Source organism: Enhygromyxa salina, assembly GCF_000737335.2.
In the GTDB taxonomy this organism is placed as follows: domain Bacteria; phylum Myxococcota_A; class Polyangia; order Nannocystales; family Nannocystaceae; genus Plesiocystis; species Plesiocystis salina_C.
Map to the genome: position 1 here is coordinate 30,784 of NZ_JMCC02000050.1, position 12,406 is coordinate 43,189.

Below are 12,406 nucleotides of genomic sequence, written 5' to 3' on the forward strand. Positions count from 1 at the left end.
CTCGTGGTCGCTTGTGACGGCCCTGCGAACACGGATGACAGCGATCCCCCCGCGCAGACGCAGGAGCGCGAGGGTTGGTGGGACCTCGGCATGGCCGATCCGGTCCTCAACGAAGTGGCGCTCTACTACCTTGGCCAGGCGTGGATGGGCGCTACAGACGTCGCAGAGGTATTGGAGACCCTGAGCCGGGTGGACCCGACCGACGAGATGGGCTGGACAACGGCCTTCCAGCAGACCGCCGAGCGGGTCTTGGGCCTCGCCAAGGACAGCGAGAACGCCGGTCACCCGTACTCGGCCGCCATGGCCTACCAGCGCGCCGCCACCTACTTTCGCGCCGCGCTCCACCGCCACCCCAACCCCGACGCGCCCGAGGTGGTCGAGCTGACCCACGCGGCCGTAGCCGCACACGAGGCCTACCTCGATCTGTCTGGCTCGCCCTGCTCCCCGGTGGCGATCCCATACGAGGACACCACGATCCCCGGATACTTCTGTGTGCCCCCCAACCTCGACGGGCCCGCGCCCACCATCATATTTCAAGAGGGCAAGGACGGCTGGGCCGAGGACGGCAAGTTTGTCGTCGATGCGGCGATGGTGCGGGGCTACAACGTGATGCTCTTCGATGGGCCTGGGATCGGGAAGATGATCCGCCTGCAGGGGCTGCCCTTCCGGCACGACTGGGAAGCCGTGATCACGCCGATCGTCGACGACTTGGTCGCCCGGCCCGAGGTCGACGAGGATCGCATCGCCCTGTTCGCGGTCAGCCTTGGGGGCTACCTCGCACCGCGAGCCGCCGCCTTCGAGCACCGGATCTCGGCGTTGGTCGCCAACCCCGGCGTCATCAACTGGGCCGCCGCGATCTACAACGAGCTGGGCTACATCGACCCCAACTTGCCCGCGCTCTACGAGAGCGACCCCGAGGCGTTCGACCAGACCATCTACCAGATGATGGAAGTCAGCGACTTCATCCGCTGGGGTATCCGCGACTCGATGTGGCACCACGGCGTCGACACCCCGTCCGGCTTCCTCGACGAGGTCTCCAAGTTCGACCTTGGCGAGCTGGTGAAGGACATCGAAGCCAAGACGCTCGTGCTCGATGCGGAGGCCGAGGGACGCGGGCAGGCGAGCGAGCTGTTCGAAGCCCTCGAGTGTCCGAAGGACTACTACAAATTCACCGCCGAGGAGGCGGCCCAGTTCCACGTTCAGCCGGGAGCGACCGCGATGCTGTCACACCGGGTCTTCGACTGGCTCGACGACAACCTCTGAGCCCGAGCAAATGCGCACGCACCTGGGGAGCGGTTCCCCGGGTGCTGGCGAGAGCGCGCGCGCGCGGCAGCGAGGGGGCACTGTCGAGCGTCAGCGGCCGGCCAGCTTGGCCTGGCAACCTCGCCTTGCTCGCGCGCCGCAAGAACAGCCAAGCGCGCGACTATGAGTTTGGCAAGAAGAAGAACAGCTGCTTCAGCGCCAAAGGTGGCGGCAGCATCGAGCTGGCTGTCTCGCGCCACGACCCCCGATGCCTGGCGCCGACGCGTGGTTCGAAACACCTTCGCTCGCGGCTTTGGGTCCCACTTGGGTCGATACGCGTCCAGCAGCGCAGTCGTCAGCGGCTCGGCCGAGCTCATGTGGAAATGGGTGTCTACGACGCGGAGCAACTGCTCGATCGCCCCGCTCTGGGCGGCCCCCGAGATCAGGAGGTTGACCTCGTGGTTCGTGTCGAACGCCGCGCGTGTGAAGTTGCTCGAGCCCACGATCGCCCGCCCCCGGCTCCCTCGTGTCCCAACGATGATCTTTGGATGAAAGGTACCCGTCGCGTCGTGCACCACTCGCACGCGGCCGTCGACATGTTCGATAAAGGTCTAGGAGCCCGTGGTGCAATGCATCGCGTCGCCTCGCGCCGGGATTTTCGTCGAGATTGAGGAGCCGAAACGCAGCTGTACCGGGCGTACTGGAAGTTTCGGCGACGAAGAGCTCGGCGGAAAGACCAAGCGAGGCGGCGTGAGGCGTTGCACCACGGGCTCCTAGAGCACGAGCGGCTCAGTTTCGGCGAAGTGAAGACCCACGACACCGCGACGGACCTTGGTGATGGGGAAGGCGCGCCAATGATCCGCGGTGCCTTGGGCCGAGCTCATCCACGCGTACGAGAAGCGAAGCTCGTGCGCCCACTCGAACAACTCGAGCAGCGCGACGCGGGTATGCTCCGCCGAACCGAGGACCTGAACACCGGACTGCTCGTCGTCGTTGCTCGCCACCTTCTCATTGAAGCACAGGGGGCACTAGCGAGTTAATGGAGCTTCTCAACCGCTCGCGTGGCGAGTGATCCTGCCCGGCCCCAATCCGCTCGCGCCTCGCCACCGCGGCCTGATATGTTGCCCCCCAGTGGCCATCCACCCGCCCGACGTCGAGCGCGAGCGCCCTGCCGGGGTGCCGGCGTCCGCATGGTGGTCGGACGAGGACAACGAGTGGATCCTCGGGCCCAAGGACGCCAACGGCGAGCTCCACGGCGAGGTCCACTATTGGCGGCCAGATGGCTCGCTCTGCTGCATCACGCAGCTGCGTCACGGCGTGCCCCACGGCAGCTTCGAGCGCTTTCACGAGACCGGTGAGGTCGCGCAGTTCGGCCAGTACGAGAACGGCGAGCTGCATGGCCAGCGGACCTTCGTGGCGACGACCGGCGACACGAGCGAGGACATGCACGCGGGCGGTCGTCTGAGCCCTGCGATCGTGCGCTCCGAGTACGATTACGTCCACGGCACGCTCGCCTCGGTCCGTCACTTCGGCGCCGACCAGGTCCGGCTCGACTCGGAGGGGGCGCCGCTGCGCGAGCGTCCCGTGGGGGTCCCCGCGCACGCGATCCTCAACGCGAAGTCCGGCAACTGGCTGGTCGGTGTCTGGGACAGCGAGGGACGCCGCGACGGGCCGCTGGAGTGTTTCGCTAGCGACGGGCGGCGGCTGGCGATCGAGTCGTATCGAGCGGATCAGGCCCATGGCCTGACGACGCTGTTCTTTCCCGAAGGCGGCAAGCGGGCGACGCTCGAGTATGCCAATGACGCGCTGCATGGTGTCGCCGAGCAGTACTATCGCAACGGGGTGCTCGCCCGCCGGGCGCACTTTGAACAGGGGGCGTGGGCGGGGCCGCTCACGGACTGGTCGGCGAGCGGCGAGCGGAGCGAGGAGCGTACAATTCCCGCGCCCGCGCCCGCGCCGGAGCTGCGGTGTCCTTCGGAGCCAACCTTGCGCGCCGCGGGCCGCGAGGACCTCGACGTGGACGACATCGCGGCCCTCGGCGGTGGACCGATCTCGGCGCCCGGTCTCGCGCAACTGCTCGCGATCGGGTGGGGCGGTGACGAACACCGCGACGCAGAGCTCGCTCGGGCGGCCCGTCGGATCGTGCGGGAGCGCGACGATCCAGCGCTCGTCGCTGCACTGCGCGAGACCGGGCTGCTCACCGCGCCGCGGCTGCTCACCTGCGCTCGGGTCGAGCGCGTGATCGAGGCGATCGGTCCGGTCGACGCGGTGGACTCCGAGGCGCTGGTCGACGCGCTCGCCCAGCGCGGGGGCGTGGGCACGGCCGCGATCTTCAATCGTGGCGACGCCGCGGCCGTCTCCGCGCTGGCGGCCCGGGTCCGCGATGATCGCCTCGACCTGCGCGGTCTTGGGCTCTCGCGCCTCCCACGTTCCGTGGGCCAGCTGCCGACCCTGCGTGAGCTCGACGCGAGCGGCAACGCGATCGAGACGGTCCCGGCAGAGGTCGGCCAGGTGTTCTTTCTGCGCAAGCTGAAGCTCAACCACAATCGGCTGACCACGCTGCCCGTCGAGCTCGCGCGGCTTCGGGATCTGCGAGGGCTGCACCTCGCTGACAACCGGCTGTCGTCGCTGCCCGAGGTCGTGACCGCGCTCGTCGAACTCGACACCCTTGGCCTTGGGGGGAACGAGCTCCAAGCGCTTCCGGAGGACTTTGGCCAGCTCGCTCGCTTGGAGACCTTGTGGCTGCATGACAACTCGCTCGCGCAGCTGCCCGACTCGTTCGCGCGGCTGAGCGCGCTGCGTTTCCTTCACTTGGGCGGGCTCCCGTGGGCGACGCCGCCTCCGGTCATCTATGAGCTCTCCTCGCTGCGCGAGCTGTGGATCGCCTCGCGGTCCCTGACCTACCTGCCCGCCGACATCGCCCGCTTGACTGGGCTCTCGCGCTTGATCATCTGGAGTTCGGGCCTGACCGCGCTGCCCGAGACGCTGTTCGAGATGACCACCCTTCGTGAGCTGCGGGTGCGCAACAATCCGCTGCCTGCGGGCACGATCGACCGACTGAAGGAGGCGCTCCCTGACTGCACAATCTACTGAGGGCCCAGACCCAGCGGATCTCGAGCTCGCGCTCATGGCAATCGCAGCGGGCGAGATTGATCTCGCCGACCTGCTGTGCCTCGCCAGCGCCGAGCCCCCGTGGGCGCCGGCCGTCGTCGTTGACGCGATCGCGGGGCTGTTCGCGTCCGAGGGCGACTACGCGAACGGTGGCGCCGATCAGTTCGTGTGGAACCATGGTGCCGCCACCGCCCGGGCGATCGGGGCGGCCTGGCTGGCGGTCGGGGCGGTCGAGAACGGCGAGCTGCTCGTCGAGCTCGCCGCGGCCCTCGAGCGCTCCGAAGCCGAGACCCCGCCCGATCCCCCCGGGCCCCCCGATCCGCTGCAGGCGTTCATGGCCTATCGCAGGCGCGTGGGCGGGCCGGACTTCAACCGGCCCGCGCCCCACGACGAGCTCGCCGAGGCGCTGGTCGAGTATGCCCACGAGCACCCCGAAGCGTTCTCGCGGCCAAGTCGGAGCGACGTCTGAGTCGTCGCCCGGCGCCCGCATGCGATGCGCCAGAGCGGACCACAATCGCGTGCTAGCGTCCCCGACGTGAACCGACACGAGAGCCTGCGCGGACTGTCGCGCGACCACCATCACGCCCTGGTCCTCGCGCGAACCTTGCTGCGGGTCAAGGCCGATCCGCCCGCCGACCCCGCGCGCTTCATCGCCGAGATCCGCACCCAGTGGTTCGCTGAAGTCAGCCCTCACTTCAGCGTGGAAGAGCGGGAGCTGCTGCCCCTGAGCGACTGCGCGAGCCAAGAGCTGCGCGAGCACGCCCAGCGGATCCGCTCCGAGCACGCGCAGCTGCGCGGCCTGCTCGAGGGCCTGGGCACCGATGATCTCGCGGATCACAGCGCGCAGCTCGGCGAGCTGCTCGAGGCCCATGTCCGCTTCGAGGAGCGGACGTGGTTTCCGACGCTCGAGGCCGCGCTCGATCCACCGACGCTCGCGGGGCTCTCGCGGCGGCTGCAGCTGATCCCCGAGTCGCTGATCACCGGCTTTCATCGCGACGAAGACGGAGTCTGGGTCGCCGAGCTCGACTGCACCCACACCCAACACGTCCGCCACGCGCCACCGTTCTCGTTGGCCCCATGGGTCACCGAAGCGGCTGGACGCGCGGCGCACGTGGGCACGCCGCTGCGTTGTCAGCTGTGCCGCATGCCCCGGCTGCCGCCCTGCGCGACCAGCTACAGGCAGTCGCCCGAGTACGACGAGACCACGATCCCCGCGGGTCTGCTCCGCAGTCATCACCTGCGCGCGGGCGCGTGGGGGCAGATTCAGGTGCTCGAAGGCAGCGTCCAATACGTGCTCGAAGATGAAGGTGATCTGACCCTCGTGCTGCGGCCTGGGGTCATGGGGATCGTCGCACCCGCGCGACCGCATCACATCGCGCTGGGTCCTGGCGCGCGGGTCTGCATTCACTTTTGTCGCTGCGCCGCGCTCGAGTAGGGCGCGCCGCGGGCATCCTCGGCGGGCCTGGTACCATCCGCGTGTGTCACGAAGGACCTTCGACTCGGAGATCGGCGATGTTCACGAACGCCGCGGCGATCGACCATCGTTCACCAATGAGTTTCATGGCGCGTCGGCCTCGATGATCGAGCGCGACCGGCCGCCGCGGATCCTCGACGCCGGACGTCGGGGCCGGCGCTTGATGGGGGGGATCATCTTGCTGAGCGCGGTGCTGATCGGCGGCGGCTGGGCGGTCTGGTACTGGTCGGCGCCGATCGGCGAGTGGATCGCCGGGCTCGGTCCCGCGGCCGAGGACAACACCGCCGAGCCAGCCGAGCCCGCAGTCGAGCCCGAGCCCGCGGTCGAGCCCGAGCCCGTGCAGCCGGACGACCCCGCGAAGGTGTTCGGGATCGAAGGCTCGCCAGACGACCCCGCGCCGACGCCTGTACCCGAGCCGACGCCTGTACCCGAGCCGACGCCTGTACCCGAGCCGACCCAGCCCGAGCCGACCCAGCCCTCGGGCGTCAGCACCAAGATCCAAACCACCGCAACGCAAGTGAGCGGCCAGGTCTCCAACGCAACCGTGACAAATCGCCTCGCGCCGGTCGAAGCTGCGCTGCCAACTTGTTGGGCCGAGGCGATCAAAGCCGGCGCGACGGCGTCCGTCGATCTCGAGCTGAGCTTCCAGATCAGGTGGAGCGGTCGCGCGAACAGTGTTGCGGTGACTGGCGGATCCGAGGCGCTCAACAAGTGTGTCCGCGCGGCCGTGCCCGGTTCAGGGTGGCCCATGCCGCGAGATGGCGGCGACGCGAAGGTGACCCGTCGCTGGACGCTTGGCGGCTGAGTCCGGCGGATTGAGGGCGGCGCTGGTACGGGCGGGAGCGCCCGCGCTCGCTCGAAATAAATGCACAGTTGATCTTTGTGGTGCTTTTCACCGATGGTTCCCCGGTCGCGCCCATTCGTTCGCGACGGAGGAATCATGTTTCGACAATTCAATTCGATGTTGGCCGGTCTCTCGGCTGCGCTCGTGCTGGCCGCTCCCCGCTTGGCGTTGGCCGCCCCACCCAGTCCTACCAAGGAGGTCGTCGAAGACGTGGCCCCGGCAGCTTTGACCCCACAGTGGTGGCAAGACAAGCTCGGCGCCCTGCTCTCTGATGACCTGATGAGCATGGGCTTGCACCTGCTGCTTGGGGTGCTGCTGTTCCTCGCGGGCTGGTTGGTCGCGAAGTTGGTCTCGTGGGCTGTGTTTCGCCTGCTGTGCAATACCGATCTGGACAACAAGCTGGCCAACAAGCTGGGCCTGAAGCTGCTGCTCGAAGACGACGACACCAAGCGTGATCCCAACGCGCTCGAGCGTGGCGTCGCCCAGACCGTGTTCTACCTGGTGATGGCGCTGGTCGTCGTCGGGGTGCTGGACTTCGCGGGCCTCGAGCAGGCCGCGGGCCCGATTCAGGGCTTGGTCGACACGGTGATGCAGGCGCTGCCGCTGATCGGCAAGGCGGTCCTGATCATGGCGGTGGCCACGATCGCAGGCTTGATCCTGCGCAAGGTCGTGACCAAGGCGCTGGATCTGGCCCGGGTCGACCGGCGCTTTGCCGCGCTCGATGCCCCCGAGCCAACCGACGACAAGGCCGAGGCCAAGCCTGACGAGGACGTGGCCAAGCCCTTCTCGCAGACGGCCGGCCAGGTCGTGTTCTCGCTGGTCATGATCATTGGCCTCGCGGGGGCCTTCGACGCCCTGCAGATCGAGGCGATCTCGGTCCCGCTGAGCAACGCGATCAACACGTTGCTCGCGCTGCTGCCCGCGATCGGTATTGCAATCCTGATCGCCGCTGGCGGCTGGGTGCTGGGCAAGATCGTCCGCACCGTGGCCACCCGCGCGCTCGAGTCGCTTGGGTTTGACAAGCTGGTGGCCAAGGCCAGGCTCGACGGGCTGTTCGGCAGCTCGAGCCCCAGCAAGGTCGTTGGCTGGCTGGCGATGGCCTTCATCGTCGTTCAAGCCGCGATCGCGGCGCTCGACCGGATCGGCCTGCAGACCCTGTCGGCGCCAATGACCGACATGATGGCGCAGTTCTGGGCGCTGCTTCCGGCGGTGCTGATCACGACCCTGATCGTGATCTTTGGCGTATTCGCGGGTCGTCTGTTGCGCGGGATCGTGCAAAAGGCCCTCGAGGGCGTCGGGTTTGACAAGCTCATGGACAAGCTCGGGTTCGGCCGAATCGCCGAGCGCGAGGATGACCTCGCCAAGCCCTCGGGCCTGGTCGGGTTCGTGGTTCAGGGCGCGGTGGTGTTGCTCGCGATCGTGCAGGGGCTCAACAACCTCGGCCTCGATCTGTGGGCTGGCTACGTCGACGCGTTCTTGGTGTTCTCGGTGACCCGGGCCGCGGTCGCGCTGTTGATCGTTGGCGTTGGCTTCACCGTTGGCAACTACGTCCGCGACGTCATCGAGGCGCGCCAGCGCGGCGAGCAGCCGGCCGGCGACGCACAGGCCGGCGAGGCGCTCGGCCCCGTGTGGATGGCAGAGTTCGCCCGCTACGTCGTGCTGGTGTTCGCGTTCACCATGGGCATCCACCAGCTCGGCGTCGCCGAGGACTTCGTGCTGCTGAGCTTCGCGCTGTTGTTTGGCGCGCTGTGCCTGGCGGGAGCGCTGGCGTTTGGGCTTGGCTCGCGTGAACTCGCTGGCGAGATCGTCCGCGAGCGCTACCGCAAGGCCAAGCTCGACAACACCGGCCCCAAGGGCCCGGGCGCGGGTCTGTTCGGTAAGTAGGCACGGTGAGCCACGCGCATGACCGCTGCGTAGCGGGAGTCGCTTGGCAACAACTGTGTTCAGCGTGGGCGAGGACGCCTCGTCACGTGGATCGGCGGGCTCTTCTTTGAAGGGCCCGCCGACTCTCGTTTGGTCGAGCCGCGCGCTGGTTGGACCGCACGGTCCCCAGGCACGTGCCTTGCTTCGTCTGCGGGCATGGCAGGCGGGTTCGCTCGGGCGACACTGAAGCTGCGATGGGTCGGCCTCATCGCGTTGATCGCTACCGTGATCGTGGGGCTGTGGATGGCACCGGGGACCATCCAAGCGCTCGAGCCCGGCGGCTTCGCCGTCAGCGGGGGCACGGTGGTGCAGACGGAGGAGCAGCTCGCGACTCGGTTTGGCGCGGCCCAGGTCGATCTTCTGATCTTGGCGAGCGACAGCGATCACGCCTCGTTGGTCGCCGATCCTGGCGCACGCGAGCGGCTGGGTACGCTGCAGGATCGGCTCCGGGCCCTGCCTCAGGTCACCCAGGTGACCGGCCCCGAGCAGCTGCCGATCAGCCTGTCGCGGGACCAAGACGAGGCGCTGCTGCTGGTCTCGCTTCGCGGTGACGACCGAACCAAGCAAGCCGAGTTCGAACAGCTCGAAGCGGCGGCGCGCTCGGTCGACGGCCTCGAGGTCGCGCTGGGGGGTCCGTTGACCGCCAACGTCAACGCCCAGCAGCTGGCGCGCGAAGACCTTCAGCGGGCCGAGCTGGTCGCGCTGCCGATCGCCTTGCTGATCTTGCTCGTCTACTTTCGTCGACCGCTGCCGGCGTTGCTGCCGGTCGTGGTTGGCGGATTTGCGATCACCGGCACCTTCCCGCTGCTGCGCGCCCTCGCCGAGCTGACCCCGGTGTCGCTGTTTGCCCTGAACATCGTCGTGTTTCTTGGGCTTGGGCTCGCGGTCGACTACTCGCTGTTCATCGTCCAGCGCCAGCGTGAAGAGCTGGCGATCGGCAACCCGGTCGACGTCGCGCTGCGGCGGACCTTGGTGACCGCGGGCAAGACCGTGCTGTTCTCTGGGATCGCGGTGATCGTCAGCTTGCTCGCGCTGGCGTGGGTGCCGATCTCGCTGCTGCGCAGCATCGCGTGGGGGGGGACCTTGGTCGTCGTGCTCGCCAACATCGGGGCGCTGATCATCTTGCCCACGCTGCTGGCGTTGCTTGGCCACCGGGTCGCTGGGGCAGGGGTGCTGGGCGGCGGTCCGATCGATCCCCGGCTCGCGCGCGTGCACGACCGCGACGCAACGCCAGCTCGGTGGGCACGGATCGCGGCCGCGGTCACGCGACGGCCGGGGTGGGTCGTGGTCGTGGTCGGGGTCGCGCTGTTGCTCACGGGGGCGCCAGCGTTGCGCCTGCAGACGGCGCCCGCCGACGCCCGCATGTTTCCACCAACCAGCGAGATTCATCGGGTCCACGACGCCGTCAGCGACAGCCAGCGATTCGCGGTCGATCCCAGCGCGACCCAGCTGGTTCTGGTCACGACCCGCTCGGGCGAGTCGATCTTGACGCCCGATGCCCTCGCCGCGGTACAGGAGTTCGCCCAGCGACTCGAAGCCATTGACGGCGTCGTCGCGGTCAGCGGGATCAACTCGATGTTGGGCGCGGGCCAACAACTACCCATTGCCGAGCTGCTCGCGGGGCCGGGGCTGCCGCCCGCGCTGCAGGCTCAACTCGACGCGGTCGTCGCGGACGACGCGACCTTGCTGCGGGTCGTCAGCCGGCTGCCAAGCTCGTCGCCACAGGCCCGGGCTCAGCTCGCGGCGATCGAGGCCCGGGCACCGGACGGACTCGAGGTCGCGCTCGCTGGCACGGCGGCGCACGCCCGCGAGATCGATCAGGCGCTGGCGGCACGGCTGCCGTGGGCCGCGTTGACCGTCGCGCTGTCGAGCTTCTTCGTGTTGTTGCTGGCGTTCGGCGCCCCGGTGGTCGCGCTCGCGGCCGTGATCCTAAACGCGCTGTCGCTGACGGCCAGCTTTGGCGCGCTGGTGTTCGTGTTCCAAGACGGTCGGTTCGAGCAGCTGCTGGGCTATCGCTCGATCGGGACGATCGAACCCACGGTGCCCGTGATGATGTTCGCCTTGGTGTTTGGCTTGTCGATGGACTACCAGCTGTTCTTGCTCAGCCGGATCCGCGAGGCGTGGCTGCGCGATCACGACGACTCGAGCAGCGTCGTCGAAGGCCTGACGCGGACCGGAGCGATCATCACGACCGCCGCGGTGATCCTGATTGTGTTCTTGCTTGGATTGGCGGCGGGGACCTTGGTGTTCATGAAGCAGCTTGGGATCGGCATGGCGCTGGCGATCCTGCTCGACGCGACGCTGATCCGGCTGCTGCTGGTCCCGGCGAGCATGGGCCTGCTCGGCAAGCGCAACTGGTGGGCGCCGCGCTGGCTGACGCGCGCGCGCGCAGTGTTGCGCCTCGAGCTGCGCGAGGGCGAGGCGGAGCGCGAAGCTTGAGCGAGCGGTCGCAGGCCGTTCAGCACGCGCCGCGCTCGGCGAGCCACGCTCGCGCCTCGGCGTTGGTGTCGAAGAACGCCACGTCGTGGACGGCCTTGGTGAGCAGTCGTGTCGCGTTGAGCGTCAACTCGATCAGCACCTTGACCTCGTAGCGGGCGCCGACCAGCGCGGTCGCAGCCCAGGGCTGCTCGCGGGCGAGCGTCCCGATCCCGGGGCGAGCGTCCCGCGAGATCCCGACGTCGTCACCGATCTCGACCAGCGCGTAGACTTGCGCGTCACCGCCAAGCTCTTGTCTGAGCGCGGCGCTGTACGCTTCGATCGCGGTGACTTCAGCGGCGCCGATGTCACCATGCCACTGCAGGTGGAGGGTGTTCGAGCCCACGGTGGCGAGGCGCGTGCGGCCCACGATCTTGGCTTCCACGATCTGTGCTCAGCCGTTTGCGGTGTTGGCCCAGAGCAGACGCAAGCAGTGCTTGAGCCCCTCTTTGAGGGTTCGCAAGGTCGTGACCCCGCCAAGCTCGGCCCCGATGCCGACCATGGTCTGCGAGATGTTGGAGCTCATTCCTGTGACGACACAGTGGGCGCCCAATAGCTGGGCCGAGCGAATCATCTTCACGAAGTGGTCGGTGGTCATCGTGTCGATGACGTCGAGCCCCGTCACGTCAATGATCACGTATCGACAGCCGGTGTCCGAGATGCGCTGCAGCAGCCGCTCGGTGATCTCTAGCGATCGCCCGGTGTCGACCAGGCCGATGATCGGCAGCGTGACGACCTCGTCCCAGAGCTCGAGGATCGGCGTGGAGAGCTCGCTGATCGCCGCGCGCTGCCGGTTGATCAGCTCGAGCTTTCGCTCGAGCTCGAGCCTTTGATGCTCGAGCTGGGAGATGTGCGCGTCGTTCTCTGCGTGCGCCTCGGACAGCTCACGCACGAAGATGCTCAGGCTCTGCTCGAGGAGCGCCATCTGGTCTTCCTCTGCCCCGACCTGGATCTGCGTCAGCGCGGGATCGTACTGACCCAACGACAACAGCGAGAGGACATCAACCAGCTGTTGAATGCGCGAAGCGGAGACTTCGAGGCGGGGGTCGTCGGACATCCTCAGCACCGATCTGCGCCAGCGAGCGGGGCCACCCTGGCCGCACCTCACTGGCTCGTCGCATCGTATAGCAGGGATCGCGTCGCGGGTGTTGGGCGATGACCACAACGGCTGGGCCGCGCGATCCGGTGTGGGACGGCGGTCAGTCAGCTTGTCCCCGACCCCCGACCCCGTTCCCGATCACGACAACCCACACCTGGGCGCCGGCCGAGGGCGGGGCATCCACGCAGATGACGCTGCGCAGCGCGGGCACGCCTTCGGAGTTCGCGGCGCCGGGCGA

The 12,406-nt window shown here is 68.2% G+C and carries 11 protein-coding genes; 7 read left to right on the top strand and 4 right to left on the bottom strand.

The window, feature by feature from the left end; all coding sequences use genetic code 11:
• Positions 1–3: 3 nt before the first annotated feature.
• Complete coding sequence (locus tag DB30_RS20005) at positions 4–1,263, top strand: alpha/beta hydrolase family protein (RefSeq protein ID WP_052551365.1); 1,260 nt, start codon at positions 4–6, stop codon at positions 1,261–1,263.
• Here the strand turns inward: DB30_RS20005 and DB30_RS43125 are convergent.
• Both DB30_RS43125 and DB30_RS20015 read right to left on the bottom strand, forming a co-directional pair.
• Positions 1,200–1,826, bottom strand: coding sequence for a phospholipase D-like domain-containing protein (locus DB30_RS43125; RefSeq protein WP_165703851.1), 627 nt, complete (start codon positions 1,824–1,826; stop codon positions 1,200–1,202). The genes DB30_RS20005 and DB30_RS43125 overlap by 64 nt on opposite strands.
• Positions 1,827–2,015: 189 nt before the next feature.
• Positions 2,016–2,246, bottom strand: a complete 231-nt coding sequence (locus DB30_RS20015; RefSeq protein ID WP_052551369.1) for a hypothetical protein — start codon at positions 2,244–2,246, stop codon at positions 2,016–2,018.
• Between the two features lie 127 nt (positions 2,247–2,373).
• Here DB30_RS20015 and DB30_RS20020 point away from each other — a divergent pair, with 127 nt between their 5' ends.
• The 6 genes from DB30_RS20020 (at position 2,374) to DB30_RS20045 (ending at position 11,033) form a co-directional block, all read left to right on the top strand.
• Positions 2,374–4,335: a leucine-rich repeat domain-containing protein gene (locus tag DB30_RS20020; protein ID WP_052551371.1), complete on the top strand. Its 1,962-nt coding sequence runs from the start codon at positions 2,374–2,376 to the stop codon at positions 4,333–4,335.
• Between the two features lie 34 nt (positions 4,336–4,369).
• Positions 4,370–4,822, top strand: a complete 453-nt coding sequence (locus tag DB30_RS20025) for a DMP19 family protein (RefSeq protein WP_052551373.1) — start codon at positions 4,370–4,372, stop codon at positions 4,820–4,822.
• A gap of 66 nt (positions 4,823–4,888) precedes the next feature.
• Positions 4,889–5,788 (top strand): DUF3565 domain-containing protein, encoded by a 900-nt coding sequence (locus DB30_RS20030; RefSeq protein ID WP_052551375.1) that lies wholly within the window; start codon positions 4,889–4,891, stop codon positions 5,786–5,788.
• Positions 5,789–5,831: 43 nt separating this feature from the next.
• The gene (locus tag DB30_RS20035; RefSeq protein WP_052551378.1) at positions 5,832–6,632 is read left to right on the top strand and encodes a hypothetical protein; all 801 of its coding nucleotides are present in this window, start codon (positions 5,832–5,834) and stop codon (positions 6,630–6,632) included.
• A gap of 156 nt (positions 6,633–6,788) precedes the next feature.
• Entirely contained in the window at positions 6,789–8,555 is a 1,767-nt protein-coding gene (locus DB30_RS20040) for a mechanosensitive ion channel (protein WP_205633027.1), read from the top strand.
• A 195-nt stretch (positions 8,556–8,750) separates the two neighbouring features.
• Positions 8,751–11,033 carry an MMPL family transporter gene (locus tag DB30_RS20045; RefSeq protein WP_052551382.1) on the top strand — a complete coding sequence of 761 codons (2,283 nt, stop codon included), beginning with the start codon at positions 8,751–8,753 and terminating at the stop codon, positions 11,031–11,033.
• A gap of 19 nt (positions 11,034–11,052) precedes the next feature.
• On the opposite strand, the gene DB30_RS20050 is transcribed toward DB30_RS20045, so the two are convergent.
• Both DB30_RS20050 and DB30_RS20055 read right to left on the bottom strand, forming a co-directional pair.
• A complete protein-coding gene (locus tag DB30_RS20050; RefSeq protein WP_052551385.1) occupies positions 11,053–11,454 on the bottom strand; it encodes a SpoIIAA family protein in 402 nt (133 codons plus the stop codon).
• Between the two features lie 9 nt (positions 11,455–11,463).
• A complete protein-coding gene (locus DB30_RS20055; protein ID WP_052551387.1) occupies positions 11,464–12,126 on the bottom strand; it encodes an STAS domain-containing protein in 663 nt (220 codons plus the stop codon).
• Positions 12,127–12,406: the final 280 nt, after the last annotated feature.

Coding starts and splice junctions, on each gene's coding strand:
- DB30_RS20025 (WP_052551373.1), top strand. CDS start 4,370: ATGGCAATCGCAGCGGGCGAGATTGATCTCGCCGACCTGCTGTGCCTC.
- DB30_RS20040 (WP_205633027.1), top strand. CDS start 6,789: ATGTTGGCCGGTCTCTCGGCTGCGCTCGTGCTGGCCGCTCCCCGCTTG.
- DB30_RS20055 (WP_052551387.1), bottom strand. CDS start 12,126: ATGTCCGACGACCCCCGCCTCGAAGTCTCCGCTTCGCGCATTCAACAG.
- DB30_RS20045 (WP_052551382.1), top strand. CDS start 8,751: ATGGCAGGCGGGTTCGCTCGGGCGACACTGAAGCTGCGATGGGTCGGC.